Here is a 25982-nt window from a genome sequence, read left to right as displayed (position 1 = left end):
AAGTTTTTTATGAAGTATTTATATAGTGAAATAGCCGATAAGTTAGAACAGGATATCAAGGATGGTGAATTTGGAATTCATCAAAAATTACCAGCAGAAAATGAGTTATCGTTTCGTTTTGAAACCTCACGTTTAACAATTAGAAAGGCTATAGAAGAGTTACAAAGACGTGATTTGGTTGTAAAGGATCGAAATCGTGGAACCTTTATTTTGCCACCAGAAACAAAGAAAATTTCCAGTGGATTAAATGGTCTATATAGTTTTAGTGAAGTAGCCAAAAGACAGCATATGAAACCAGAAACCATTGTTTTGAATTTAGAGACAGCTCAGGAAGTGCCGTCTTTGATAAAAAAGCAACTTCAATTACAAGGTGATGAACCACTTTGGAAATTAGAACGGTTAAGACTGGGTAATGGTGAACCATTGACACATGAGGAAATATATTTACAAAAACGTTTTGTACCTGATTTAACAAAGGAGATGGCGTCTGCTTCGTTGTTCAAGATGATTGAAAGAAATGTTTCAATTGCTTATGCCAGTCAAGAGTTAGAGGCAGTCATTCTTGAAGGCAGGATTAGTAAACTTTTACAAAATAGATCAGGAGAACCTACCTTTTTAGTTCATACGACATCATATTCAGCTGATGGATATCCAATTTTACATGATGAATCGTACTATCGATCTGATAAATACAGTTTTCATAATATTTTGTATCGTCATCATTAGTTAGGAGGCTAGGAAAATGAAAGTAATTATATTGTTAGATCAAATTCAAGCTGGTCTAGGTGGCAAGGAAAAGGCCAGTACTGAATTAGGCGGTAAAAAATTGGCGATGGGTGCAGCTGATACGATTGATAAAACTTTAAAAAAGAAGGATTCTTCAATTATGGCTACTTTCTTCTGTGGGACAGAGTTTTATGAAGCTAATAAGGATATTGTTCAAGGAAAGATCACTCGTATGTGCCAAAAGATGCAGCCAGATGTTTTGTTAGTTGGACCAACTTATGATTATAGTGACTTTGCAAGAATGGCCTGCGAGGTAGGATATGCAGTAGAAAGTAACTCCGAGATCCCGGTCGTAGCAATGGTGGCCCAAGAAAAAAACGCCGATATTATTTCTGAGTATAAAGATAAATTGAATATCGTTAAAATGCCTAAAAAAGGTGGCACTGGTTTATCAGACTCGATTGATAGAGGGATTGAATTGTGTGCTAAAAAAGTGAAGAAAGAAGATACAACTGAGTTTGTGACTAAATATTGTTTTTAGAAGGGAATGATCTTCATGCAAAAGAAATTTGAGCAAATATTAATGCCTGTGGCGACAAAGTTAGCCAACAACGTAGTTCTACGTTCCTTACGTGATGGTTTTCTAATTATTACTCCTTTAATTATTGTTACTTCAATTTTCTTACTGATTGGTAACTTTCCAATTCCAGGCTGGGCAGATTTTTGGACGGGGATTCTTGGTCCTCAATGGACAGAATGGTTTAGTGCCGTTTCTGATTCTGTGTTCAGTTTTACTGGTCTTTTAGCATGTTTTGGTATTTCTTATGCATATGGTAAAAACCGTGGTTTGCGCGCGGTCCACGCCAGTGCTGTAGCAATTGTTTCATTCTTGATTATGACTCCAACCACAGTTGAAGTTGGTAAAAAGACCGTTGGTGCTGTACAAACGATTTATTTAGGTCCTAATGGTATTTTCTTAGGATTATTTACAGCTTTGGTCAGTGTTGAATTGTTCCGTTTTGCTATTAAACGTAATTGGACTATAAAAATGCCCGATGGTGTTCCACCAGCAGTAAGCGAATCTTTTGATGCTTTGTTACCAAGTGGCTTTGTGATTTTGGCATTCTTTTTAGTTAGAATTATTTTTAGCTTGACTGATTTTGGTACAGCTTATAACTTTATTTATACAATGTTACAAGCACCATTAAAGAACGTTGGTAATTCATTGCCATCAGTACTGCTTTACAATTTCTTAGCATCATTACTTTGGTGCTTTGGTATCAATGGACCAACTATTACAAATAGCGTTTGGTCACCAATTTTCTTTGTTTTGACTCAAGATAATCTTAAAGCCTTCCAAAGTGGGCATGCCTTACCTCATATCTATACACAACAATTTATTGATATTTTCACAACTTACGGTGGCGGTGGTAGTACATTGTCACTTCTGATTGTAATGTTATTCGTTTGCAGGTCAAAACGAATTAAAGAACTTGGTAAGTTAGCTATTGTACCGGGAATATTTGGTATTAATGAACCTTTGATCTTTGGTTTACCAGTTGTTTTAAATCCTATTATTGCTATTCCATTTATTATTGTGCCTGTTGTTAATACATTAATTTCCGGGATTGTCTTTAGTTTACATTGGATTCCTTATACTAATGGAGTTATGTTGCCATGGACAACACCACCATTGATTTCTGGATGGCTTTCGACAGGAAGCTGGCTGGCTTCTTTATTGCAATTATTTGAATTAGTACTTGGGGTTCTAATTTACTATCCATTTGTTAAAATGCTGGATAAGCAGTATTTGAACGAAGAAGCTGCTGCTGAAGAGGCAGAAGATGTGGATATTGATTTTAGTAATATTTAAGGAGAATAGAATTGAAAGAGATTAGAACAGATTTTCAAAAATTATTTGAAGAATCCAAAGATGAATTTCTAACTTATTTCAAGGACCTGATTAGAATTCCTAGTGTGAATGGTCATAGAACTTATCAAGCCCCATTTGGAATAGGACCCAAACGTGCTTTGGAATATATGTTGAGTTTATCCCAAGAATTAGGCTTTAGAACTGGTCAAGTCGGTGATTGTGTAGGCTGGGCTGAGTATGGACCAGAAACTGAAGATTATTTCGGAGTTCTGGGTCATCTTGATGTGGTTGACGTTGTAGATGATTGGAATTACCTTCCCTTTGACCTTACCTTGAAAGATGGATACTTCTATGGTCGTGGGGTGTTAGATAATAAAGGACCATTGTTATCAACTTTATTTGCATTATATTTAATTAAAAAGCAACAAATGCCTCTAAATAAAAGGATTCGGGTTATGTTTGGAACTGATGAAGAGATGGGAAGTCGTGATATCCCTTACTTTTTAAAGGAACAGAAGCCACCATATGCCGGTTTTACGCCTGATTGCAAATTCCCAATTGTTTATGGAGAAAGAGGTATCGTTGATTTAACCATTACTTTGCCAATTACGGATGGATCGTTGGAACAAATTGATTCACTTGAAGGTGTGTTTGATCATAGTTTTTTACCTGATTATGCGGCCATTACTGTTAATGGTAAAAAGAGTGAATATCATGGCGAAAAAGCACCTAGTAATGCCCCAGATATGGCTAAAAATGTTTTACCAGAATTGATTGAGAGCAATCAGGATTTGGTTGGACAGACCGGCGATTTATTTCAATGGCTTAATGAGAAAATAGGTAACCAGTATAATGGTGAGAGTCTAGGCTTAAATTACCGGGATGAAGATTCGGGAGAGCTTCAATTATCATTTTATGATTTAGAAAAGGGTACTGATGAATTGAATTTTAGTATTTCAATGCGTTATCCCGTTACTATTGCCGAAGAAAAGATTTTGAGTCAACTTAAGAGTCAATTTTTAAAGGGGATGGAGTTGAAAATTAATCGAAGTTTTCCATCTACCGTAAAGGATAAGAATTTATCCTATATGCAAGAGTTTTCAAGAATTTATGAGAAAGATACTGGTTTAAATGGTGAACCAGTGACAACTACTGGTGCAACTTATGCACGAGAGATGCCTAATATTATTGCTTTTGGGCCTTCCTTTCCTGGTCAAAAAGGAATTGCGCATAAGGGTGACGAATGGTTGAAATATAGTGATTGGTTAATGATGATGCAAATTTATTATGATTGCTTTATTAATGAATTGGTTGATGAATAAAGATAAAAGCAGATATTTATTAGAGATAGTAATTTTTCTTTAAATAAGTATCTGCTTTTTTAAATCATTTTATTCGTGTAAAGGGTTACAATGATAGATAGATATTATTGCAAGGAGAACATCATGGACTATAAATTAATTGCACTTGATATGGATGGTACATTATTAAATAGTAAAAAGGAAATTACGGAACAAAATAAAGTAGCCATTTCAAAGGCCATGGCTCAAGGAGTTAAAATAGTTCTCAATTCTGGAAGAGCTTATGATGGCATTGCGTATGCCTATAAAGAACTGGGTATTTCTGGAGCTGACCAATATATGATTAATTCTGGCGGGAATATTATCGAGAGTTTGGATAAAAAGGTTATTTATAAAAAAGTAATGGAGAATAATGCTTGTGAGGCCATTGCTCGTAATTTGAAGTTCGAAAAGATTAATTATGTATTGATTGATACTGAAGGCAATAGTTATGACTCCTATCAAGAATGGATGGAGAAACGTATGCTGAATACGGATTTGGCAATCACCAAGTTCATGGTTCACACTCATAAACGTAATTTAGAAGAGACAGCAGAAAAGCTTCATCAAGAGTATGATGCCAAATTTTTTGTCGTCATCACAAGTAAACGTGATATTGAGATTTTTCCTAAAGAAGTTAATAAGGGTAAGGCTCTGGAAAAACTCGCTAAGCGTTTAAAAATAAAACCTGAGCAAGTTATGGCTATTGGAGATTTAGACAATGATATTCCAATGATCAAATTTGCTGGATTAGGAATTGCTATGGATAATTCGCCAGAAAATGTAAAGGCCATTAGTAATGAGATTACAGCTGATGATAATCATAGCGGTGTTGGTCAAGCGATTGAGAAATATGTTTTAAAATAAGGAGGCTTTTGATGAATTACAAACTGATTGCTTTGGATATGGATGATACACTATTAACCACTGAAAAAACGATATCTGCCAAGAATCAAGAAACAATTAAACAAGCTCTAGAGCAAGGTATCAAGGTTGTCTTATGTTCCGGCAGAACACATAACGCGATTACAGGATACGCTAAAACATTAGGTATTAGTGGTGAGAATCAGTATATGATCACTAATGGTGGTGGAATGATTGAGAATATGGCTGGGAAAGTTATTTTTTCAAGAACGATGAGTAACCAATTCTATCGTGAGTTTGTCGATTTCATTAAGAGAAATCAATTACATTACAACGTAGTTGACGATAAGGGAAATACTTATACTAGTCATGTCGAGAAACTTGATAAATATACTATTACACAAGCTTTCGAAAATGATAATGGTCTCTATATTCGTGAACCAGAAGAATTACCAGATGATTTCGAAATTGTTAAAGCAATTATCAATGGACCTGAGCAACAATTGGATGAAATTTCAGAAATGGTTCATCAACATTTTGATCAAGACTATTTTGTTGTACGGACGGGTGTTGGTTTCTTAGAGATTTTTCCTCAGGACGTCAATAAAGGTGAAGCTGTTAAACAGTTAGCTGCTCAGTTGAAAATTGATTTAAGTCAGGTCATGGCTATGGGAGATCGTGATAATGATATCTCTATGTTAAAAGTGGCTGGCAAGGGAGTTGCTATGGAAAACGCTACTAGTGGTGCCAAGGCCGTTAGTGATTATGTGACTGCTGATAATAATCATGATGGTGTTGGATTAGCCATTGAAAAATTTGCTTTGTAGAGGAGTCTGGAATTAATTTCTAGGCTCCTTTGTTTTTGCCAGGATTTACGGAAAAGTAATATAATGAAGAAGTATTGAAAACGCTAACGGGAGGCAATTATGAAAAAAATCATTAATAAAACTGAGGACATTGTACCTGAAATGATCTCAGGACTTGTAAAAGCTAATAGTGATTTAGTGAAACAGATTGAAGGTACAACTGCGGTTGTGAGAAATGATTCCAAATTTGCTGAAGAAAAACAAGTCGGTGTTGTATCTGGCGGTGGTAGTGGTCACGAACCTTTACATGCTGGATACGTCGGTGATGGGATGTTGAGTGCCGCCGTTGCTGGTGAGGTCTTTACTTCACCAACTCCTGATCAAATTTATGAGGCTATTAAGGCTGTTGATCAGGGTTTAGGTGTTTTGTTGATTGTGAAGAATTATTCCGGTGATGTCATGAATTTTGATATGGCTAAAGAAATGGCTGAAGCCGATGATATCAAGATTAAGTCAATCGTTGTGGATGATGATATTTCAGTAGAAAATAGTGAATTCACTCAAGGAAAACGTGGAGTAGCAGGAACAGTTTTAGTTGAAAAGATTGTCGGTGCCGCTGCCCGTTCAGGCATGAATTTAGATGATTTGGCTGCCTTGGGACAAAAGGTGATCGACAGTACTAAAACAGTTGGAATTGCCTTACATGCTGCTACAGTACCAGCTGTCGGTCATCCTGGTTTTGAATTGGGTGATGATGAAATTGAATATGGTATTGGTATTCATAATGAACGTGGTTATTCAGTTGAGAAGATTCAACCGTCAAAGGAGTTGGCTCATGAATTAATTAAAAAAATTATGAGTGAATTTTCTGAACAAACAGGTCACTATGCCGTGTTAATTAATGGTATGGGTGCTACACCATTGATGGAACAATATATTTTTGCTAATGATGTTTTAAATGAATTAGCAGCTGATAATATTTCTGTTGATTTCAGTAAAGTTGGCAATCAAGTGACATCTTTAGATATGCAAGGTATTTCCTTGACAATAATGAGGGCTGACGATGATTGGATCAAAATGTTAAAAGAGCCTGTAACAACAATTGGTTGGTAGAAAGGAAGCAAACTAATGGAATTAAATTTAGCAGATACAAAAAAATGGATCGAATTATTTGTTGAAAAAGTTGAGGATAATACATCTGAGCTAAATGAACTCGATACAGCTATTGGTGATGGTGATCATGGTAGCAATATGGCTCGAGGGATGGCAGCAGTTACTGATGCACTTGCTAAGAAAGAACCGTCTGATTTAGCTGAGCTATATAAAACCGTTGCATTTGCAATGATTCAAAAAGTTGGTGGAGCTTCTGGTCCCTTGTATGGAACAGCTTTCTTGGATATGTCGAAGAAGGTTAAGGAAACGACTGATTTAGCTGAATTGGTTCAGGTAGGTTGTGATGGTCTGAAACGTCGTGGGCAATCTGACGTTGGTATGAAAACTATGATTGATGTTTGGCAACCGGTTGCAGAGTCATTGAAATCTGACAATTTTTCTAAGAGCATAGTAGAGAATGCCTTAAATGCTACAAAGGATATGGTTGCAACTAAAGGTCGTGCTAGTTACTTGGAAGAAAAATCTAAAGGCCATTTGGATCCTGGTTCACAATCAAGTGCCTATCTATTTGAAGCCTTACTCGAAGTGTTAGGAGAATAAAAATGAAATACGGAATAGTGATTGTATCGCATTCATTTGAAATTGCTGAGGGTGTAAAAAAATTAATTTCTCAGGCCGCACCAGATTTATCAATTACTACAGCCGGGGGAACTGATGATAATGAGATAGGTTCATCTTTAGAAAAAATTCAAAAAGCAGTTGATGATAATACTGGTGATGAAATTTTGGCATTTTATGATTTAGGAAGTTCAAAGATGAATCTTGAAATGTTGATGGAAATGACTGATAAAAAGATTCATAAGTATGATGTTGCCTTGGTAGAAGGCGCCTATACAGCTGCCACCTTAGCTGAAGTTGAATCACCATTAGCTACAATTGAGACTAATTTGGAACCATTAAAAATAAAATAAATTCGATAAAAGTCTGATAATTTAATTTTAAATTGTTGGATTTTTATTTTTTTATCGATTTTCATTAGAAAATAGTAGTAATTCTGTCCAAAATGTCTATAAGATTAGAGAGTCTTTAATATTGATTGTATGAATCAGCTTTATTATACTAAATAATAGATGAGATTATTAGACTTTTATTAGTATTTATTTAATATTATTAATAAAATATTTGACAGATTAATTTAGAGTGCTAATCTTACAATTAAAATTATAAAAAGGGGGTTCAACTCTATGGGTAAATTAATTGGTATTACTGCAGATGTTTATTTAGGGGCGACTGACGTAATAAACCAAAAATTGATGGATTTCATACCACGACCAATTGTTGATGGGGTGTTAATGGCAGGTGGTATTCCTGTGGGATTACCGATTCTACCAGTTGATAAAGTAAACCAATTAATTGAGAGAATGGATGGAATTATTTTTTCCGGTGGACCAGATATTGACCCCAGTTTCATGGGAGAAGAACCTATTCCTAAGTTAGGCGTGACTAATCGGAATCGTGATCGTTTCGAAATTGCGATGATTAGGACTGCTGTCGCTAAAAAAATCCCCATTTTTGGAATCTGCCGTGGTGCACAAATGATCGATGTAGCATTAGGTGGAACGATTTATCAAGATTTGGGAACTCAGTACTCAGGTAAACTGATTAAACATAAGCAACAAGCTCCGGGAGATCAACCCACTCATTTTGTAAGAGTAGACTATAACTCTAAACTGTATAAAACTATTGGTGATAATGTCTTTGTTAATTCTCGACATCATCAAGCTATTAAAGAAGTACCTGATTTTTTAAAGGTTGTGGCGACAGCTTCTGATGGGGTAATTGAAGCTATTGAAAATGATGATGCTAGTATTCAGGCAGTCCAGTGGCATCCGGAAAATTTGTGGCGTCATGATTCACAAGAATTGGCCTTATTTAGTGATTTCATTTCCCGCATTGGTAATCCGAACAGGATAGAAAACGGTTCGATTTGATTAATCTCAGTAATCTTATTTTTAATTTATTAAATAAAATATAATAAAACTATATTTGTCAAAATAATTTTTTTATAGTATTATCATTTTTGAAAACTGAATAGATTTCTTCGGGGCAGGGTGTAATTCCCGACCGACGGTAACAATTCTTAGGAATTGAAGTCCGTGACCCGCGTAAGCGGTGGATCTAGTGAAAGTCTAGAACCGACTGTAAAGTCAGGATGGTAGAAGAAAATAATATTTCATGCTATTGATAAGTCTTTTTTGGACTGCTCTCGTATGAGGTCTTATTTAGCTTATCTTGAAAGCCTCGCAAACATAATTGCGGGGCTTTTTTTGTGGGGTGAATAAGAATTGAAAGATTTTATGAAATTGGCTTTTTTAGAAGCTAGAAAGGGACAAAACACGTGGACAAATCCACAAGTTGGTGCTGTCTTGGTCAAGAATAACCAAGTATTGAGTCAAAGCCATCATGAGACTTTTGGTGAGGCTCACGCTGAAGTTAATGCTTTAAAAAATTTGAGCGATATAACTAAGGCTAGAGGAGCGACATTATACGTTACTTTGGAGCCATGTTCACATTTTGGCAAGACGCCACCTTGCGTTCAAAAAATTGTGGAGGTGGGAATTAAAAAAGTGGTGGTTGGTCAAGTTGATCCTAATCCGATTGTTAGTGGAAGAGGAATCAAATACTTGCGGGACCATGGTGTCATAGTTGAAAATCTTGAAGCTTCGACAAATTTGAATACTGCTTACAATTTTTTTTACAAAAATAAGCGACCACTGATTACAGTAAAGTATGCGATGACCTTGGATGGAAAAATTAATCAAGATAAAAAAGTTAGATCTTTGATTTCTAATCAAAAGGCATATGAAGACTCTCAACAATTACGTAGCCAGAATCAAGTGATTTTAATTGGTGAAAATACATTAAAAATTGACAATCCAAGACTAACCGTTCGCAGTCAAAACTTAATGTTTCCTCCGATTCGGGCGGTGATGGTACGAGATGTCAATATAGTTGATTTAAATAGTCGGCTATTTAAATCTCAGGAACCAATTTGGTTTTTCAGTGCAACTAAAAATCAGCACAAACTGCCTAAGAACGTGCAAGTGTTTGTTGGTGAATGGAATCCACAGAAAGTTATCAAACTGTTTGCTAAGAAAGGTTTGGAGTCAGTATTGATTGAAGGTGGAAGTCATCTTCAGGCTGATTTTGTAGAGCAAGGTCTGGTGGATAAAGTTGTAGTTTATTTGGCTAATAAGATCTTTGGTCGTGGATTACCAGCTATATGGGATAAAAAAATACCCTCCATGCAATTTAGTGATTTAGACGTGGAAAAATTGGATTCAAATCTAAAAATAACAACGTGGAGGATAGGTTGATGTTTACAGGCATAGTAAAAGATATTGGTCGAGTGATAGCGATAAAGGAATCTAAGGATAACTTTATTTTGACAATTGAACATCACTTGGATTCAGTTCATTTGGGAGACAGTATTTCGATAGACGGTATCTGTTTAACGGTTACGAATCGAGAAGCACAGCAATTTCAAGTTGAAGTTATGCCAGAGACGGTTAAAAGAACCAATATTGCGGACTTCACTCCTGATGAGAAGGTCAATTTGGAGCCAGCATTGAAGCCTGCTGACGAAATGGGTGGTCATTTTGTCTTAGGACATGTTGATACAACAGGTAAATTAATTCAGAAAGAAATTGCTGGAAATTCAACTTTACTAACTTTTTCGATCGCACCAGAATACATACCAGATTTAGTTGAAAAGGGTTCAATTGCCATCAACGGTGTCAGTTTGACTTTGATAAAAGTAACTGAACATGATTTCCAAGTTGGTATTATTCCTTATACCAGTAAAGAAACTGTCCTAGGTGCTTTAAGTATTGGACAAACGGTCAATTTGGAAACGGATATTTTAGGAAAATACATTAATCAAGCATTTCAACGGGGGTATCAAAATGACAATTAAAGCAACCATTCAAAAAGTAGAACATGCTATTGAGGAATTAAAGCAAGGCAAGTTGATTATTGTAGCAGATTCAACAGAACGTGAAGCCGAGGGTGATATGATCGGTTTAGCCGATTTTGTAACTCCTGAAACAGTTAATTTTATGATTAAACATGCTAGAGGTTTGCTGTGCGCGCCAATGAGTGCTGATCGTGCTAAAAAGTTAGGTCTACATTTGATGACTAATTCGCATGATGCTTTTAATACAGCCTTTACAATCAGTACAGATGCCAAAACAACGACGACTGGTATTTCAGCTTTTGATCGTGCGAAGACCCTTAAAGAGTTGGCGACTTCCAATGATCCTGAAGATTTCTATCATCCAGGGCATATTTTCCCCTTAATTGCGAAAGACGATGGTGTATTAGAACGTGATGGACATACTGAAGCGGCAGTGGATTTGGCTAAATTAGCTCAAGGGTCGCCAGTTGCTTATATCTGTGAAGTTGTTAAAGAAGACGGCAAAATGGCTCGTAGACCAGAATTAAAGACTTTTGCCCAGGAGCATGAGATGTCTCTAATCACGATTGCGGATATTGTTAATTATCGTTTTGCATGTGATGACAATGTTTTGACTGAAGTTTCAGATGTTGATTTGCCAACTAAGTATGGTCATTTTCGTTTGAAGTCATTTACTTTCAAAGATGAACCGGTATTAGTAATTTATAAAGGTCAAATTACACAGCAGAAGTCTGTTTTGATGAGAATTCATTCAGAGTGTTTCACTGGTGATGTCTTAGGTTCAGAACGCTGTGATTGTGGTGAACAGTTAGCAAGTGCTTTGCGAAGAATTGAAGAGAACGGTTCTGGAGCATTGATTTATTTGAATCAAGAGGGCCGAGGAATCGGGTTAATAAATAAATTACGAGCTTATCAACTGCAGGATCAAGGGTTAGATACAGTTGAAGCCAATGAAAAATTAGGTTTTCCAGCTGATCAACGAAATTATCGGATTGCAGCGGCTGTGTTGGGAAAGTTGAAAATCAAGTCCGTTTCACTGTTAACTAATAATCCCGATAAAATTGAGCAACTACAACAAATGGGAATTGATGTTAATCGCGTGCCGTTGGAAATGATACCTAATGTTCATGATCAACATTATCTAGAAACTAAGAAACAAAAATTTCATCATTTATTAAGTGAGGTTAAATAAAATGCCAGAAATTACAGGACAATTAAATGGCGAGAAGCTAAAGATAGCTATCGTGGTTGCCAAATTCAATGAAATTGTGACAAGCAAGTTATTAAAAGGAGCTCAGGAAAAATTATGGCAATTGAATGTTGCTAAACAGAATATTACCGTAATCAAAGTTCCTGGAGCAATGGAAATTCCTCGAATTGTTAAGTTACTATCTGAAAGTGGTCGATTTGATGGAATTATTGCTTTAGGAGCAGTTGTGAAGGGCGAAACGGCACACTTTGATTATGTTTGTGCTGAATCGGCTGCAGGTGTCAGTCAGGTTTCCCTAAATGGTTCAGTACCAGTAATGTACGGTATTTTGACCACTGAAAATATGGCTCAAGCACTGAACCGAGCTGGAGGTAAAGCTGGGAATAAAGGTTCTGAGTGTGCCGTTGATGTTGTAGAAATGGCTAACTTAGAGTTAGAAATAAAAAATAACGTGAGAAGATGATTTTCTCACGTTAAGGATTTAAATAGTTTCAAGCGATGGTTCTTGAGTAGGTTTAGGATAATTTTTGTCTAAAAGTTTTAATTCATCTGCTGTGAATTGAACATCTATCGCAGCTAGATTACTTTGCATATGTGTTACTGATCCGGTTTTAGGGATGCTGAGAAGGTCGTGATTTCGAATAACCCAAGCTAAAAGTAATTGGTGAACAGAAATATTTTTAGATTGAGCCATTTCTTTGATAACTGGTTTGATGTTTAAGTATTCACTACCATCAGAGCCAAATGGTGAATATCCAATAAAAGACATATTGTGCTTTTGTTGCCAAGGTAAAATTGAATATTCGATTCCACGACTGCCAATGTTATAGAGGTCTTCGTTGATACGACAATTTTGACCATTTTCCAGACTAGTCAGCTCTTTTAAGTCATTCAAGTCAAAGTTAGAAACACCCCAGTTTTTAATAAGACCAGTCTGAACCATTTGCTCTAATCCAAAAATTGTTTCAGAAAGTGGGGTGTCACCACGCCAGTGAAGCAGGTAGAGATCTAAGTAATCAGTTTGTAGCCGTTTAAGACTTGCCTTGAGACTTGCTTCAATTAATTTTGGCGTAGCATGGAAAGGATAGAATTTAGAAATTAATTGTAGATCTTCGCGGTGATAATCTTTCATAACGTTACCAACTAAGGATTCAGATAGACCTTCACCATACATTTCGGCGGTATCAATTAGGTTAATACCATGATCTAAACCGTATCTGATGGCCTGCATTTCTGCTTCAGTTTGAGCCTGATTGCCTTCGCCAAGATGCCAAGTGCCAATACCGATAGCGGAAGTGTTTTGATGATTAAACGTAATGTATTTCATAAAAAAGCCTCACTTTCTAATAGCCTTTATTATATTAATTATAGAACAATAGTTGCATATTATATAAAAATACCAACCAATAATTAGGCAAATTGGTTGGTATTTTGTTATCAATTATTTTAAGAATTTTAATGTTATCTTGTTCTACTATGATAACCAGTCAAAAATATTTTGAATATTTTTACTCCAAACCTTCCAAGAGTGATCACCCTCAACTGGCATCCAAGTATAATGACCTTTGGCATGAATAAATAGGAAGTTTTTAAACATGACATTATCTTCATGCATAAAATCAATATCGCCACAGAGAGTTAAAATAGGTAATTTGGGTTGACGATTGTTATAGATATTGATCAGTTGATTTTTAGCGATATTTTCGGAACTATCAAAAATTGCGTTAAAAGTATCTTTTGCCATAGGACACTTAGGATTATCCCGGAAATGTTCAATATCGGTAATAGGAGATAGAGCGGCGACTTTACCAAATTTATCTGGATTTCTAAAAGCAAATTTTAAAGCACCATAGCCACCCATACTCGAACCGACTATATAATTTTTAGCTGGATCTTTAGAAATAGGTAGAATACTCTGCATTTTAGGCATAAATTCATCCATAAAGAAAGAATAATAAGGAATAAATTTAGAATCAGAGTAAAAAGAATTTAAACCATCAGGCATGATGATAGCCATATTATATTTACGAGCAATTTCTTCGATGTAAACATGTTTACTCCAGGCTGTACTGTCACCAGTATAGCCATGTAGTAACCAGACAGTTGTGTAATCTTGTTCATTAGTATCAGGAATAACCACAGAAGTCTTAAAGTATGTATGTAAGTAATTTGTACGATAACTAAGGTTCATTAACACCATTATCAAGCCTCTCAATATTAATTATTAGTATTCGTGAAAATGGTAAGCATAATCCTTGAAAAAGTCTAGTTATGGGATAAATAGTAAGAAAATTTAATGCTCATAAAGGTATTTTTTAAAATGTAAGTAGTTAGTATACAGTTCAAGCATGTCAGTGATATCGTGCAAATCAAGATTGAAGTAGTCGGAGATCTTGTTTAACCGATAATTGGTCGTGTTTCGATGAACATTTAATCTAGTTGAAGTGTCGGTCACATTACCATTTGATCTGAAATAACAATCGAGGGTATCAATTAATTCATTACCAGCTCTTGTTTTAAGTAAATTTTTAAAAGTGTTAATAATTTTATCTGAGTAGAGTTGGCTTTGAAGTAATTTATTTAGAAAGCTGATTTGGTGATAATAATAAATATCGGTTAGTTGTAATTCATAAACGACTTTAATAGTATCAATTGCTTGTTGAACGGCCCTTTTCAAATTGGTACTTTGATTACTGATACCGATCACGATTTGATTTAACTGACTGAATTCTAAGTACTTTTCTAAATTTTCAGTATTACGAGTGATGATCAATTGTTGATGTGGCGTCTTACTGAAGTAGAAGTCGCCTTCAAAAATCGTTGGTTGATTATTTGTTTCGAGGATAACAGCGTAGCGCTTTAATTCTAGGTTAATGTTCAAGGCTTGAGCCCGAGACTTTAATTCAGTATTTTCAGAAATGTTGTCGATTGTGGTCCATTGATAGAGAAAATGATTCAGCGATTCTTTACGTTGATTCTCAGCCTTGGAGCTATTGATTTGAGTAATTAATAATTCCGTTGATACTTTGAGTAGAGAAGCTAAAGGAGTAACCTTTTCGGGATCACCAGTGATACCGATAACGCCGATTGTTTTGCCTTGAAATTCAACTGGGATGTTCACGCCAGGTTGACCAAATTTACCAAATGATTCAACCATGGGTTTGGTCTTGCCGCTTTCAATGGTTTCAATGGCACCGATATGGAGAGTGTTGATACGATCTTTATTACCACTAGCAATGATATAACCTTTTTCGTTCATCATATTTATATTATAAGGGATGCTTTCCATCATTCGATCAACAATGGATTGAGCTAATTTGGGGTCTAATTTCATAATTTTGTCCTTGTTAAAGATTAAGCAAAGTTGCATAAAAGCTTAAATTCGTTATTTGTGCATATAAATATTTTACATTATTTTAAATTTTAAAAACATTGATTTATCAAGAAAATACATTATTTTTTAATATATTATCCAATTATTTTTGTGCAAATGTACATTGATTTAGAAAATTTATCAAGGTATTATACAAAAGTTAATAATTGTTCAGTATTTAACAATTACCGTGTTTTTGAGGAGGATATTTAAAAATGGTTATTGCTTGGTGGGCAGCCTTGTTAGGCTTGCTTTTAGCAATTGGGTTGATCTTATTCAGAGTTAATCCTATTTATGCGTTAATTTTGGGGGCAATTGTTGGTTGTTTAATTGGAGGAATGAATCTTTCACAGACAACTGATGTGATTGTCAAAGGTAGTTCTGGCGTTATGGGAACAATTATCCGTGTTATTGCGGCGGGTGTTCTAGCTGGAGTAATGATGGAATCAGGTGCAGCAAATGTAATTGCATCTAATATTGTCAATCATTTCAGTGATAAGCTGGCTATTTTAGCGCTGGCGTTATCGACAATGGTTTTAACAGGTGTGGGAATTTTTATTCCTGTGGCTGTGTTGATAGTAGCACCGATTGCTCTAGAAGTAGGGCAGAAGATGCATTACAGTAAACTTTCATTATTAGTAGCTCTTTCTGGTGGTGGTAAGGCTGGAAATATCATTTCACCTAATCCCAATACGATTGCAGCCGCTAAAGGTTTTAACGTTGAGCTTTCACAAGTCATGATTGCAGATTTTGTACCGGCAATTGTTGGTTTAATCGTAACAGTGCTTTTAGCAACATTGATCAAGAATAGAGGAACCTTCGTGTCTGCGGATCACAAGTTTGAGACTAAAGAGGATAAAGATTTACCAAGTTTGAAGGCAGCAATTGTGACGCCTTTGGTGGCTGTCATTCTACTTTTGATCACTCCTGTAGGTGATATCTTGGGAATCAAAGCTTTAGCTTCATTCAATTTAGATGCAATGTATATTTTACCAATCGCCGGTTTAATTGGAACTTTAGCAATGGGACAACGTAAAAAGTTTTTGAAATATATGACTGGTGGATTGGCACGAATGACCGATGTAGTGTTGATTTTGATTGGTGCCGGTGCGATTGCCGGATTAGTTTCAGCATCTGATTTACCACAAAAGGTAGTTGAGATCGTAAAAGTCTCTGGAATCTCCGGAACCTTCTTAGCCCCAATTGCAGGTATCTTAATGGCCGCAGCGATGGTTCATACTGGGGCAACAGTTATCGATCAATTGCCACATGGTAACTATTTCCACGTGACAGCCAAGGCCGTTGATATGCACTTTAAAGAAAGAATGAGTGTTGTTTTGTGGGAAATGCTAGTTGGACTTTCAATGACGATTGTAGCAACATTAATGTATGGAAATTTGTTCTAGAGGTGGATTATGATGAAAATAGTTTTGGCTCCAGATTCATATAAAAATTCATTAACAGCTAAGGAAGTCGCTACTGCGATGCACAAAGGATTCGCTAAAGTTTATCCAGAGGCAGATTTTGTTGATGTGCCAATGGCCGATGGCGGTGAGGGAACCGTTCAATCTTTAGTAGATGCTAAAAATGGACAAATCATTACTGAAAAGGTGACTAATCCTTTGGGGTATAAGACAGAAGCTCACTATGGTTTGATTGATGATGGCAAAGTAGCCGTGATTGAAATGGCTGAAGCTAGTGGAATCCAATATATTAACCAATTTACTCAAAATCCCTATATTACAACGACTTTTGGAACTGGTGAATTGATTAAATCAGCCATTAAAAAAGGTGCTAAAACCATTATTATTGGAATTGGTGGTTCCGCTACTAATGATGGTGGAGCTGGTATGGCTCAGGCATTGGGTGCTCATTTATTGGATGAAAAAGGTCAAGAACTTCAATATGGTGGAGCCATGTTGGAAAAATTAGATAAGATTGATACATCAGCTATGCTACCGGAACTATCTGATGTGAAAGTTATTATTGCATCCGACGTAACAAATCCGTTAACTGGTCCTAATGGTGCTAGTCATGTCTTTGGCCCACAAAAGGGCGCTAATGAAGAAATGGTCGAATTCTTGGATAAAGCTTTGTCGCATTATGCTGAAATTTTAAAGAGAGATCTTGGAAAAGATTTAGAACAGGTCCCGGGTGCTGGCGCTGCTGGTGGATTAGGAGCTGGACTATTAGCCTTCACCCATTCAGAAATGCGTTCGGGAGTTGATATAGTAGTCGACTATACAGGTTTAAAAGATAAAGTAAAAGATGCTGATGTGGTAGTGACTGGTGAAGGTCAAATTGATTTTCAAACTAAATTTGGTAAAACACCAATTGGTGTCGCTAAGGCAACTAAGGCTATTAATCCTCAAGCCACCGTTATTGCAATTGCCGGTTCTGTCGGTGAAAAAATATCGGAGCTTTATCCTCTAGGAATCGATGCGATTTTTACTTGCGTACCTGGTGTAGAGGAATTGTCAAAGGCTATTCAGGATACTGATAAGAATTTGCAACAAGTTTCGGAAAATATTGCTCGCTTAATTAAGAATTTTAAATAAAAATTAAAACGGCATCTGTCTAGAATGAACGTAATTACGTCCTTCTAAACGGGTGCCGTTTTTGGTTGCAAATTATTTTCTATTTCTTCATATACAGAATAGGGTAGGGATTGCCCATATCGTCAGTCTCAGTTCTCCGGTAAGTTTCAAATCCAAGATGTTGGTAGAAACCAATAGCCTGTGGATTCTGTTCGTTAACTGTCAATTTATTTACATCAAAATTTTTAATACCATAGTTGATTAATTGCTTACCTAAACCGTGTCCACGAAATTCCGGAGCAACGAAAAGCATTTCGAGTTCTTGATGAGAGATTCCCATAAAGGCTACAGGTTTTTCGTCCTCTACGATGATTAAATTAGGGATTTGTTGTAGAATTTTTGGTAAAGATGTTTTGATTTCTTGAATTGATGATTCGGACAAAAAGGAATGAGTGGCTCTAACAGATGCCTCCCAGATATTTGTCAGTTGATTTATTAAATCGTCGGATCTTTTAGAAATGATTTTTATTTTCAAAAACGTACCTCGTAATGAATTTTCTTATTAATACAGTAATTGATTATCATTATATCAGAAGCTAAAAGAATAAGAGGGATATTAATGCTGATAGATGAAAGTTGGTATAAAGAACTAGATTTGGGCAAAATTGAGGATGTCCAAGCTGTTTCTGGGGGCGATATAAATTTAGCTTTTAAGATAATTGCTGATACGGGTGAGTATTTTTTAAAAGTTCAGCCTGATAATAACGAGAGCTTCTTTGATCATGAAGTTGAGAGTCTTAACTTGATCAATTCGGTTGCCAATGCTCCTAAGGTTGTTCGAAGTGGAACTTTCCGTGATAGCGGTTATCTTGTTTTGAACTATATTCATTTTGGAACTGGTTCACAATATAATTTGGGCCAGTTAGTGGCTAAGATGCATCAACGTCATTCGCTACGTTTTGGCTTGGGACATGACGTTTTGAATGCTAAGAATCCTAAAATTAATACTTGGCGCGCTAACTGGGGAGATTTCTATATTCAGCAACGATTAAACGTTTTGATAAATGAAGTGCAAAAAAAAGGCCTGTGGAACGATCAACGGGATAAAATGATGCGTCGATTTGAGGAAAAATTAATGGAGTATTACCAAGTTCATCCGATTGTACCGAGTTTGATGCATGGAGATTTGTGGAATGGTAATGTCGGTTTCCAACAGAATCAGCAACCGATTTTATTTGATCCGGATGTTTTCTTTGGTAATCGCGAAATGGATATTGCCATGACTCTTTTGTTTGGAGGATTTGATGAGGAGTTTTATCGGGGTTATCAGGAGCTATATCCGTTAGATAAAGGGTGGCAGAAAAGGATGCCTTGGCATCAGACTTATTACTTATTGGCTCACTTAAATCTTTTTGGTGAAACTTATGGAGCTAGTTTTGATAATATTTTGAAACAAAGTGTTGAGAATTAAGCCTAACATCCTTGTCAATTTATGGAAATAAGAGAGATACTATAAGTAAAGACAGTTTCATTTTAATGGGAGTGGATTAAGTATGAATAATGAAATCAAATATATCTTGGATGAATTAACGGTTATTTATGGTTTCTATCAAGATAAATTTAGTTTAAAGAGAATTAAGAGCTATATCTTGAGCATGCCAGAGGGTTCAAAGATAGTTAAAGTCGAAGAAGGGCTTATTCCAATGTATGATCATAATGTGAACCTACCAATTGGACAATTTAATGATGATACTGATTCGGTCAGTTTATTGTTAGTAACACATACTATGGTCAAAGAAAGAGATATGGCAGCGATTGCTAGTGATTCCAAGCGAGTTGTGGATTTAGTTAATCGTTTGATTAGTTTGATATCACCTAAAAAATAGTATATTTTACCGATATTTTGGTCGATGATTGTCGAAATTTTATGACAATCATTGGCTTTTTTTGTTGGTTTAAAGCGGTTTTGGAGTAATTAAATAATTAAAGGTAAATTTGACTTTTATTTTTGACTTCTTTAAATTGAATAATTGTATTAAATAAATCAATTAATTAAGGAGAAATTATGAGTTTAAAAGTGTTATTGGTTTGTGGTACCGGTGCATCTTCAGGTTTTATGGCCGTTAGTATGCGTAAAGCTGCTAAAAAGCAGGGCTTAGATTATCAGATTCAAGCGCGTAGTGAGGCTGAATTAGAAAATTATTTAGATGAGACCGACGTTATCATGATTGGACCACACTTAGCCTTTATGGAGGCAGAGATTAAACAAACAGTGTCCGGTACAAATAAAAAGGTAATTTTAATGAATCCTGATTATTATGCAATGTTAGATGGAAAGCAGGCTTTGGAGCATCTTCAGAGTGTACTCAACTAAAAACAGAGAAAAGGATTTGGAATAATAATGAATAGTTTTATGGCAATCTTTAAAGGAAAAGTAGCACCCAAAATGGATCGAATCAGTCGTAATATTTGGATCAATGTTCTAAAAGATTCAATCCTTCAAACTTTACCATTTATTTTGGTTAGTTCAGTAATTACCTTTTTAGGTTTATTCGCTAATATTTGGAAATGGTGGCCTGATTTATCGGGTATTAGTAATTTTACTTTTGGTATTATTTCGATTTTTGTGGCATTTCTAATTCCATTCAATATGATGGAGAAAAAGAGATTGCCTAAGCAAAGAATTATTTCCGGATTAACATCATTAGGTTTGTTCTTATTATTAATCAATCCAGTGATGTCTAAAGATGGTGGCGCTACTTTTGAATTCAGTCACTTTGGGGCTGGTGGAATGTTTGTCGCTATTATCTGTGGTGTTTTTACAGCCTTAATTATGGAATTCTTTGGTAAATTTAGTTTTTTCGCAGAAGATACGGTGATTCCTGATTTTGTAACAGCTTGGTTTGATTCAATGCTACCAATAGGTATTGTGATTACTGTTGGTTTCGTATTAGTTAATGTTTTAAAAATAAATATCTATCAATTGATTATTCAAATGTTTTCGCCATTGGCTAGTATTGTAGAGACTTTGCCTGGTTTTGTTTTAGTCATGTTGATCAATTGTTTGATCTATTCGATGGGAATTTCTACTTGGATTTTGACACCAATTACAACACCGGTTTATTTAGCTGCTATTCAAGCCAATCAGATTCACGGGGCACAGAATATTGTTACCGGGGAGACAATGTTTTCAACATACTTATGGATTGGTGGGGTCGGATGTACGATGCCATTAGTATTAATGATGTTGTTCTTAGCCAAATCCCAGCGTCTAAAAGTTTTGGGTAAAGCTTTTATTGTTCCCAGTATTTTTAACATCAATGAACCGGTAGTCTTTGGATCAATTGTTTGGAATCCTTATTTGATGATCCCAATGTGGATTCAAGGAGTTATTTTACCAATTATCGTTTGGTTAGGATTGAAAACGGGCATAGGTAGAATTCCTGATGCTGTCTTCCAAATGTGGTATGTGCCATTTCCAATCAATACCTGGATCAACGGACATACGATTGGTTCAATCATTTTAGTAGTAATTATCTTCTTAGTAGCAGCTTTGATTTGGTATCCCTTTTTCAAAGCATACGATCGTGAATTAGTAAAAAAGGAAACAGGTAAATAAAATGATAGATGAAACAGAGAACAATAGTGATTTACGCCAAACAATGCAGATGATAATTTTTTCTGGTGATGCTAGAAAATTTATTATGCAAGCTCTAGATTTAGTTGGAGAGGCAAAATATGATGAGTCTGAGCAATTATTAAAGCAGGCTCATGAAAAGCTCTTGACGGCACATGCATTGCAAACAGATAAGATTCAGAAAGAAGCTGAAGGCGAGCAATTAGAATATTCAGTTTTATTTACTCATGCTCAAGATACGATGATGTCAGTTAATACCGAATATAATTTGGTAAAACATTTAATTGAAGTATTTAAAAAACGTGGGTAGCAAAAAAGCTTCTTAACTCGGATTATTCCAGGTTAAGAAGCTTTTTTTGTTATGTGTTAGATATAAAAATCAGTTGAAAGAGTGAACACGGAAAGTTCAATCTTTAAATGAATGTGAAAAGGTATTTATAGGAGGTTTTAAATGTGTGAATGGTTCTTAATTAGATCAAGTTTGCTACTTGCATCAAGATTGGAACAACGATAACGAATAGAACGGTTGAAGTTGTAACAAGGTTTGTTGCATAGTCGACATCACCATGTGATTGGTCAACCAAGATAGGTAGAACAGCAAGTCCAGGAGCAGCAGATTGAATGATGAATGAGCTACTTTCTAGAGCAGGTAAGTTAGTACCCATCATTGATTTACCTAACAAGATGATACTGATCATCAAAGCAGGAGCAACGATAAATCTACCAACTAAGGCAAGAATTGTATCACGGTCGAATTTGATAGATTTCAAACCGGCATCAGCTAAGATAATACCAATGTAGATAAGAGACATTGGTGTAACGATACCACCGACCATGTCCAAAGTCTTATTGATCCATTCTGGAACAGGAATAGCTAGTAGTAAGAAGACTAATGAAACTAAGAAACCAACAAGTGGAGCAGGTAGAAGTTTCTTCCAGTTAAAGTCTTTCTTAGCACCTTTTTCAACTGTTGGATCATCACTTGAGATGAAGAAGATACCAACGGCCCAAGTAGAAATTGTGTTCATAACATAGTAAACAAGGAAGTAAGGTAAACTCTTTGTACCAAATAGCGCCATGTTCAATGGTAAGCCAATGAAGATAGTATTAGCATTAACGAACATGTTAATAAAAGTACCACGACGACCTTTTCTGATACGGAATACTTTAGTTAAGATCCAAGCTACGATGTAGCCTAAAGTAAAACTAGCAAAGGTAAAGATCAAACCACCAGATAAACTGGCTAATTTATCTCTGTTTAAGTATTTAAGAACAGAAACAAAGATAGAAGCAGGTAAGGCAATCTTCATGATAATGAATGAAATATTACCCTTGAATTCATCACCTAGTCGACCTGATCCTCTTAACCAGTATCCTAAGGCGATAACAATAACGATTTCAGCAACACTTTCTAGTGAAGTGATAAATGCAGCCATAAAAATAATTCCCCTTTATTGATAAATTTATATATTAATATTTAGGTTCCCACTTAAGATCAGCAACAGCCTTCTTAGCATCAGAAGCAGATGATAATTTTTCATCAATAGCTTCTTGTGCAACACCCTCAGCAACTGTAATACTGAATTTATCTAATTTTGAAACAGGAGGCAATACTGCAGCACCTGGTTCTGTAGGATCAACGATACCACCCAATGAGTGAGCAGCTTTATTGATCATACCATCGCTAAGCAATTTAGCGTTAACAGCCATTGAACCAAGACCAAGACCAGGATATACCAAGGCATTGTTAGCTTGTCCAATATTGTAAGTTACGCCATTGTATTCGATTGGATCAACAGGAATACCTGTAGCAATAAGAGCCTTACCATCAGTCCACTTCAAAAGATCTTCAGCCTTAGCTTCAGCAAGTTTTGTAGGATTTGATAATGGGAAGATAATTGGACGTTCAGTATGAGCAGCCATTTCTTTAATAACTGCTTCAGTGAAAGTACCAGGTTGTGTTGATGTACCAACAAGAATTGTAGGATGAACAGCCTTAACAACTGCTTCCAAGTTTGTTAGTTCATCAGCGTTAGCAAATTCGCTACGTTTTCTAGTAAATGGTTTTTGTTCTGGTGTTAGATCTTCAGTATCATCGAACAATAGACCTTGCTTATCAACTAAGTAGAAATGTTTCTTAGCTTCTTCTTCAGATAGGCCTTCTTCAACCATTGAATCAAAGATTCTCTTTGTAATACCAGCACCAGCAGTACCAGCACCAAATGATAGGTAAACTTGATCAGTCAGCTTTTGTTTAGAAATATTCAAAGCACCAAGGATACCAGCAAGGGTGATAATACCTGTACCCTGAATATCATCATTAAATGTAAGAATTTGATCTTTGTATTTGTTTAAGATATTGGCAGCATTGCTACGACCAAAGTCTTCAAAGTGAAGATACATGTTAGGGAAAAGATTCTCAGCAGTTTCAACAAATTGGTCAACAAAGTTGTAATACTTATCGCCAGTAACACGTTCGTGACGGTTACCCATGTATAGATCATCATCAAGCAATTCTTTTCTGTTTGTACCTACATCAAGAACAACAGGAAGAACTGATTTAGGATCAACACCAGCAGCAGCTGTATAAACCATCAATTTACCAACAGAGATGTCAACACCTTGGACACCCCAGTCACCAATACCAAGGATACCCTCACCATCAGTAACAACGATAAGTTTGATGTCACGACCCTTAGCAGCATTCTTTAATGATGCTTCGATGTCATCAGGATCATCGATTGATAGGAAAGCGGCATTTTGTGGATCTAAGAAGAAATGACTGTAGTTTTCAATTGTGTCAGCAATTGTTGGATCATAAACAACAGGCATGAATTCGTAAACGTGTTTGCTAAATAGTTTGTAGAACAAAGTAATGTTTTCATTGAATAAATCCATCAAATACATTCTCTTATCAAGAAATGTGCTCTTATTTGAATAGTTTTCGTAAGCTTGTTCAACTTGTTGATCCAAAGTTTGAACGAATGGTGGAAGCAAGCCTTCAAGATGATTTTCTTTTCTTTCTTCTTTAGTAAAGGCAGTACCTTTATTTAAGAAGTGATTATTTAATAAATCTAAACCCTCATATTTCATAGAATTAATTCCTCCTAATTAATTTTTTGTACAAGTAAACACTATAATAATTGATATACGTTTATATATCGGATTATATAAAATAAATTTACGGATAATGAAATTTATATATAGCCCACATGGCATATTTATTATTGGTGTTCGTAAATAACTTTCGTATGGTACTATAAAACATAATAAAAAATATAGTCAAATATATCATCTTTGATAAATAAAATTTATAGGTATGAACATGAATATAAAAGATTACCAATACTTCAAAAAATTGTCAGAATCGAAGAGCTTTTCAGATACAGCCAATTTCTTTGGCGTTAGTCAACCAACTATTACTTATTCTCTAAAAAGATTGGAGGATACTTATGGGATTTCTCTAGTAAAGCGAAAGAGTTATGCTAATTCGTTGTCGCTGACCTATGCTGGAGAACAATTATTAGCTCATATAAATAAGATCTTGTTAGAAAATGATTTGATTAGTGATGATATGAATAGAATCAAACGAAAAAAAATTATTATGGGATGGCCACCAATTATCAGCAATTATGTTATTCCTAAAGTATTTGATCAGTTACGGGATGCTGATTTATTGAATAGCATCATGCCTGAGGGGGCTAGTTCTCGTCAATTATTGTCGGAATTAAAAAGTGGCAAAATTGATTTATCCTTGTTAGGATCTACCATTCTGCCACAAGAGAAACAGTTAGATTATCAGTTAATTAAGGAACATCATTTTAAATTTATTGCTTCATCCAATCGGGACGTGTCTAATATTACTTCAGTTAAAAAATTATTTGACGAAGATTTTATTTCACTAGATGAAAAATCTGTTCACAGTCAAGTACTGGAAAGAATTATTGAACGATATAACGTTAAACCTCATACGATGTTCAAAACGAACGATTATCGTTTAATGTTGAGCTTAGTTAAACAGGATAAGGGTTTTAGCTTTGTTACTGAAACGGCCATTCAGGATGTTCCCGGAATTCAAGAAATTCATATTGACGATTTAGATTTGCCGTCTTTCTATATTTTGTTTGTTTATCGGCACAATATGATTAGCAGTACGGTCCTAAATCAATTGATGAAAATTTTTAAGAATATTTAGATAATAATTTTTAGTTATGAATAAAGTATGGTATACAGGTCTAGCCCATTCTAGTAAAATATAATTGCCAATTGATATTAATGAATTGGTTATTGGGGAAGTGGATTAATTATATTAAGGAATTAAGATACTATACTTCATCAATATAGTGTTTAATTTTGTGAATATATTGTGTAATTATCACTTTTTATAATTAAAATGGATTAGAATCTTGTGGGATAGTCATGTTTAAATAATCCACTTATAAAAAAGGGCTGTGTAGAGAGCTCTTTTTTTAGTGAGAAACTGATTTATAAAAAGTTGTCGACTTTTGTAAACTTACTTATTATTAT

General features: G+C 35.3%; 28 protein-coding genes and 1 riboswitch. Of the genes, 22 read left to right on the top strand and 6 right to left on the bottom strand.

The genetic code is table 11. From position 1 onward, the window contains the following. The first annotated feature begins 9 nt into the window (after window positions 1-9). The 14 genes from FC97_RS08730 (at window position 10) to ribH (ending at window position 12371) form a co-directional block, all read left to right on the top strand. A complete protein-coding gene (locus tag FC97_RS08730; RefSeq protein ID WP_054642334.1) occupies window positions 10-726 on the top strand; it encodes a GntR family transcriptional regulator, LSA1692 subfamily in 717 nt (238 codons plus the stop codon). A gap of 16 nt (window positions 727-742) precedes the next feature. Continuing rightward, on the top strand, window positions 743-1267 hold the full coding sequence (locus FC97_RS08725; protein WP_054642333.1) for a GrdB-related putative oxidoreductase: 525 nt from the start codon (window positions 743-745) through the stop codon (window positions 1265-1267). A 15-nt stretch (window positions 1268-1282) separates the two neighbouring features. Then, window positions 1283-2599: a PTS sugar transporter subunit IIC gene (locus tag FC97_RS08720; RefSeq protein ID WP_054642332.1), complete on the top strand. Its 1317-nt coding sequence runs from the start codon at window positions 1283-1285 to the stop codon at window positions 2597-2599. 11 nt (window positions 2600-2610) lie between these two features. Further along, window positions 2611-3921, top strand: a complete 1311-nt coding sequence (locus FC97_RS08715) for a Sapep family Mn(2+)-dependent dipeptidase (RefSeq protein ID WP_082397487.1) — start codon at window positions 2611-2613, stop codon at window positions 3919-3921. 123 nt (window positions 3922-4044) lie between these two features. Next, window positions 4045-4806, top strand: a complete 762-nt coding sequence (locus FC97_RS08710; RefSeq protein WP_054642331.1) for a Cof-type HAD-IIB family hydrolase — start codon at window positions 4045-4047, stop codon at window positions 4804-4806. 11 nt (window positions 4807-4817) lie between these two features. Beyond that, window positions 4818-5630 carry a Cof-type HAD-IIB family hydrolase gene (locus tag FC97_RS08705; protein WP_054642330.1) on the top strand — a complete coding sequence of 271 codons (813 nt, stop codon included), beginning with the start codon at window positions 4818-4820 and terminating at the stop codon, window positions 5628-5630. Between the two features lie 99 nt (window positions 5631-5729). Continuing rightward, window positions 5730-6722: a dihydroxyacetone kinase subunit DhaK gene (dhaK, locus tag FC97_RS08700; RefSeq protein WP_054642329.1), complete on the top strand. Its 993-nt coding sequence runs from the start codon at window positions 5730-5732 to the stop codon at window positions 6720-6722. A 15-nt stretch (window positions 6723-6737) separates the two neighbouring features. Next, window positions 6738-7322: a dihydroxyacetone kinase subunit DhaL gene (gene dhaL / locus FC97_RS08695; RefSeq protein ID WP_054642328.1), complete on the top strand. Its 585-nt coding sequence runs from the start codon at window positions 6738-6740 to the stop codon at window positions 7320-7322. Window positions 7323-7324: 2 nt separating this feature from the next. Next, entirely contained in the window at window positions 7325-7693 is a 369-nt protein-coding gene (gene dhaM / locus FC97_RS08690; protein ID WP_025086021.1) for a dihydroxyacetone kinase phosphoryl donor subunit DhaM, read from the top strand. A gap of 273 nt (window positions 7694-7966) precedes the next feature. Beyond that, a complete protein-coding gene (locus tag FC97_RS08685) occupies window positions 7967-8713 on the top strand; it encodes a gamma-glutamyl-gamma-aminobutyrate hydrolase family protein (RefSeq protein ID WP_054642327.1) in 747 nt (248 codons plus the stop codon). Between the two features lie 102 nt (window positions 8714-8815). Continuing rightward, a riboswitch (FMN riboswitch) is annotated at window positions 8816-8950 on the top strand. Between the two features lie 117 nt (window positions 8951-9067). Next, window positions 9068-10099, top strand: coding sequence for a bifunctional diaminohydroxyphosphoribosylaminopyrimidine deaminase/5-amino-6-(5-phosphoribosylamino)uracil reductase RibD (gene ribD, locus FC97_RS08680; RefSeq protein WP_199800795.1), 1032 nt, complete (start codon window positions 9068-9070; stop codon window positions 10097-10099). Then, a complete protein-coding gene (gene ribE, locus FC97_RS08675) occupies window positions 10099-10698 on the top strand; it encodes a riboflavin synthase (protein WP_054642326.1) in 600 nt (199 codons plus the stop codon). Before ribD ends, ribE begins: the two co-directional genes overlap by 1 nt. Beyond that, entirely contained in the window at window positions 10688-11890 is a 1203-nt protein-coding gene (locus FC97_RS08670) for a bifunctional 3,4-dihydroxy-2-butanone-4-phosphate synthase/GTP cyclohydrolase II (protein ID WP_054642325.1), read from the top strand. Before ribE ends, FC97_RS08670 begins: the two co-directional genes overlap by 11 nt. A 1-nt stretch (window position 11891) precedes the next feature. Next, window positions 11892-12371 carry a 6,7-dimethyl-8-ribityllumazine synthase gene (ribH, locus tag FC97_RS08665; RefSeq protein WP_054642324.1) on the top strand — a complete coding sequence of 160 codons (480 nt, stop codon included), beginning with the start codon at window positions 11892-11894 and terminating at the stop codon, window positions 12369-12371. 18 nt (window positions 12372-12389) lie between these two features. Here ribH and FC97_RS08660 read toward each other — a convergent pair whose 3' ends face one another. The 3 genes from FC97_RS08660 to FC97_RS08650 all read right to left on the bottom strand — a co-directional run bounded on the left by FC97_RS08660 (window position 12390) and on the right by FC97_RS08650 (window position 15242). Continuing rightward, on the bottom strand, window positions 12390-13235 hold the full coding sequence (locus FC97_RS08660) for an aldo/keto reductase (protein ID WP_054642323.1): 846 nt from the start codon (window positions 13233-13235) through the stop codon (window positions 12390-12392). A gap of 147 nt (window positions 13236-13382) precedes the next feature. Beyond that, complete coding sequence (locus FC97_RS08655) at window positions 13383-14108, bottom strand: alpha/beta hydrolase (RefSeq protein ID WP_054642322.1); 726 nt, start codon at window positions 14106-14108, stop codon at window positions 13383-13385. Window positions 14109-14201: 93 nt separating this feature from the next. After that, complete coding sequence (locus FC97_RS08650; protein WP_054642321.1) at window positions 14202-15242, bottom strand: CdaR family transcriptional regulator; 1041 nt, start codon at window positions 15240-15242, stop codon at window positions 14202-14204. Window positions 15243-15496: 254 nt separating this feature from the next. Here FC97_RS08650 and FC97_RS08645 point away from each other — a divergent pair, with 254 nt between their 5' ends. Beyond that, complete coding sequence (locus tag FC97_RS08645; RefSeq protein WP_054642320.1) at window positions 15497-16687, top strand: GntP family permease; 1191 nt, start codon at window positions 15497-15499, stop codon at window positions 16685-16687. 12 nt (window positions 16688-16699) lie between these two features. After that, on the top strand, window positions 16700-17839 hold the full coding sequence (locus FC97_RS08640; RefSeq protein WP_056968103.1) for a glycerate kinase family protein: 1140 nt from the start codon (window positions 16700-16702) through the stop codon (window positions 17837-17839). Window positions 17840-17918: 79 nt separating this feature from the next. On the opposite strand, the gene FC97_RS08635 is transcribed toward FC97_RS08640, so the two are convergent. Next, complete coding sequence (locus FC97_RS08635) at window positions 17919-18353, bottom strand: GNAT family N-acetyltransferase (protein WP_056968091.1); 435 nt, start codon at window positions 18351-18353, stop codon at window positions 17919-17921. 84 nt (window positions 18354-18437) lie between these two features. Between FC97_RS08635 and FC97_RS08630 the strand changes: the two genes are divergently transcribed. The 5 genes from FC97_RS08630 to FC97_RS08610 all read left to right on the top strand — a co-directional run bounded on the left by FC97_RS08630 (window position 18438) and on the right by FC97_RS08610 (window position 21765). After that, window positions 18438-19289 (top strand): fructosamine kinase family protein, encoded by an 852-nt coding sequence (locus FC97_RS08630; protein WP_054642319.1) that lies wholly within the window; start codon window positions 18438-18440, stop codon window positions 19287-19289. 82 nt (window positions 19290-19371) lie between these two features. Then, window positions 19372-19704, top strand: a complete 333-nt coding sequence (locus tag FC97_RS08625) for a hypothetical protein (RefSeq protein ID WP_054642318.1) — start codon at window positions 19372-19374, stop codon at window positions 19702-19704. A gap of 179 nt (window positions 19705-19883) precedes the next feature. Beyond that, complete coding sequence (locus tag FC97_RS08620) at window positions 19884-20192, top strand: PTS sugar transporter subunit IIB (protein WP_054642317.1); 309 nt, start codon at window positions 19884-19886, stop codon at window positions 20190-20192. A gap of 39 nt (window positions 20193-20231) precedes the next feature. After that, complete coding sequence (locus FC97_RS08615) at window positions 20232-21437, top strand: PTS sugar transporter subunit IIC (protein WP_235628561.1); 1206 nt, start codon at window positions 20232-20234, stop codon at window positions 21435-21437. A 1-nt stretch (window position 21438) separates the two neighbouring features. Beyond that, window positions 21439-21765, top strand: coding sequence for a PTS lactose/cellobiose transporter subunit IIA (locus FC97_RS08610; protein ID WP_056968087.1), 327 nt, complete (start codon window positions 21439-21441; stop codon window positions 21763-21765). Window positions 21766-21925: 160 nt separating this feature from the next. Here FC97_RS08610 and FC97_RS08605 read toward each other — a convergent pair whose 3' ends face one another. Both FC97_RS08605 and FC97_RS08600 read right to left on the bottom strand, forming a co-directional pair. Then, window positions 21926-22891: an AEC family transporter gene (locus FC97_RS08605; RefSeq protein WP_054642316.1), complete on the bottom strand. Its 966-nt coding sequence runs from the start codon at window positions 22889-22891 to the stop codon at window positions 21926-21928. Window positions 22892-22925: 34 nt separating this feature from the next. Next, window positions 22926-24548, bottom strand: a complete 1623-nt coding sequence (locus FC97_RS08600; protein ID WP_054642315.1) for a malolactic enzyme — start codon at window positions 24546-24548, stop codon at window positions 22926-22928. Window positions 24549-24780: 232 nt separating this feature from the next. Between FC97_RS08600 and FC97_RS08595 the strand changes: the two genes are divergently transcribed. After that, on the top strand, window positions 24781-25650 hold the full coding sequence (locus FC97_RS08595; protein ID WP_054642314.1) for a LysR substrate-binding domain-containing protein: 870 nt from the start codon (window positions 24781-24783) through the stop codon (window positions 25648-25650). Window positions 25651-25982 lie beyond the last annotated feature (332 nt).

This window comes from Companilactobacillus kimchii DSM 13961 = JCM 10707, from assembly GCF_001435445.1.
Taxonomy (GTDB): Bacteria; Bacillota; Bacilli; order Lactobacillales; family Lactobacillaceae; genus Companilactobacillus; species Companilactobacillus kimchii.
The sequence above is the reverse complement of the archived record's forward strand: the minus strand, read 5'-3'. Positions and strand labels throughout refer to the sequence as shown.

What these genes read in the sequence shown, in the direction of transcription:
- FC97_RS08730 (WP_054642334.1), top strand. Translation starts at nt 10, where the DNA reads ATGAAGTATTTATATAGTGAAATAGCCGATAAGTTAGAACAGGATATC.
- FC97_RS08725 (WP_054642333.1), top strand. Translation starts at nt 743, where the DNA reads ATGAAAGTAATTATATTGTTAGATCAAATTCAAGCTGGTCTAGGTGGC.
- FC97_RS08720 (WP_054642332.1), top strand. Translation starts at nt 1,283, where the DNA reads ATGCAAAAGAAATTTGAGCAAATATTAATGCCTGTGGCGACAAAGTTA.
- FC97_RS08710 (WP_054642331.1), top strand. Translation starts at nt 4,045, where the DNA reads ATGGACTATAAATTAATTGCACTTGATATGGATGGTACATTATTAAAT.
- FC97_RS08705 (WP_054642330.1), top strand. Translation starts at nt 4,818, where the DNA reads ATGAATTACAAACTGATTGCTTTGGATATGGATGATACACTATTAACC.
- dhaK (WP_054642329.1), top strand. Translation starts at nt 5,730, where the DNA reads ATGAAAAAAATCATTAATAAAACTGAGGACATTGTACCTGAAATGATC.
- dhaL (WP_054642328.1), top strand. Translation starts at nt 6,738, where the DNA reads ATGGAATTAAATTTAGCAGATACAAAAAAATGGATCGAATTATTTGTT.
- dhaM (WP_025086021.1), top strand. Translation starts at nt 7,325, where the DNA reads ATGAAATACGGAATAGTGATTGTATCGCATTCATTTGAAATTGCTGAG.
- FC97_RS08685 (WP_054642327.1), top strand. Translation starts at nt 7,967, where the DNA reads ATGGGTAAATTAATTGGTATTACTGCAGATGTTTATTTAGGGGCGACT.
- ribE (WP_054642326.1), top strand. Translation starts at nt 10,099, where the DNA reads ATGTTTACAGGCATAGTAAAAGATATTGGTCGAGTGATAGCGATAAAG.
- FC97_RS08670 (WP_054642325.1), top strand. Translation starts at nt 10,688, where the DNA reads ATGACAATTAAAGCAACCATTCAAAAAGTAGAACATGCTATTGAGGAA.
- ribH (WP_054642324.1), top strand. Translation starts at nt 11,892, where the DNA reads ATGCCAGAAATTACAGGACAATTAAATGGCGAGAAGCTAAAGATAGCT.
- FC97_RS08660 (WP_054642323.1), bottom strand. Translation starts at nt 13,235, where the DNA reads ATGAAATACATTACGTTTAATCATCAAAACACTTCCGCTATCGGTATT.
- FC97_RS08655 (WP_054642322.1), bottom strand. Translation starts at nt 14,108, where the DNA reads ATGGTGTTAATGAACCTTAGTTATCGTACAAATTACTTACATACATAC.
- FC97_RS08650 (WP_054642321.1), bottom strand. Translation starts at nt 15,242, where the DNA reads ATGAAATTAGACCCCAAATTAGCTCAATCCATTGTTGATCGAATGATG.
- FC97_RS08645 (WP_054642320.1), top strand. Translation starts at nt 15,497, where the DNA reads ATGGTTATTGCTTGGTGGGCAGCCTTGTTAGGCTTGCTTTTAGCAATT.
- FC97_RS08640 (WP_056968103.1), top strand. Translation starts at nt 16,700, where the DNA reads ATGAAAATAGTTTTGGCTCCAGATTCATATAAAAATTCATTAACAGCT.
- FC97_RS08630 (WP_054642319.1), top strand. Translation starts at nt 18,438, where the DNA reads ATGCTGATAGATGAAAGTTGGTATAAAGAACTAGATTTGGGCAAAATT.
- FC97_RS08625 (WP_054642318.1), top strand. Translation starts at nt 19,372, where the DNA reads ATGAATAATGAAATCAAATATATCTTGGATGAATTAACGGTTATTTAT.
- FC97_RS08620 (WP_054642317.1), top strand. Translation starts at nt 19,884, where the DNA reads ATGAGTTTAAAAGTGTTATTGGTTTGTGGTACCGGTGCATCTTCAGGT.
- FC97_RS08615 (WP_235628561.1), top strand. Translation starts at nt 20,232, where the DNA reads ATGGCAATCTTTAAAGGAAAAGTAGCACCCAAAATGGATCGAATCAGT.
- FC97_RS08610 (WP_056968087.1), top strand. Translation starts at nt 21,439, where the DNA reads ATGATAGATGAAACAGAGAACAATAGTGATTTACGCCAAACAATGCAG.
- FC97_RS08605 (WP_054642316.1), bottom strand. Translation starts at nt 22,891, where the DNA reads ATGGCTGCATTTATCACTTCACTAGAAAGTGTTGCTGAAATCGTTATT.
- FC97_RS08600 (WP_054642315.1), bottom strand. Translation starts at nt 24,548, where the DNA reads ATGAAATATGAGGGTTTAGATTTATTAAATAATCACTTCTTAAATAAA.
- FC97_RS08595 (WP_054642314.1), top strand. Translation starts at nt 24,781, where the DNA reads ATGAATATAAAAGATTACCAATACTTCAAAAAATTGTCAGAATCGAAG.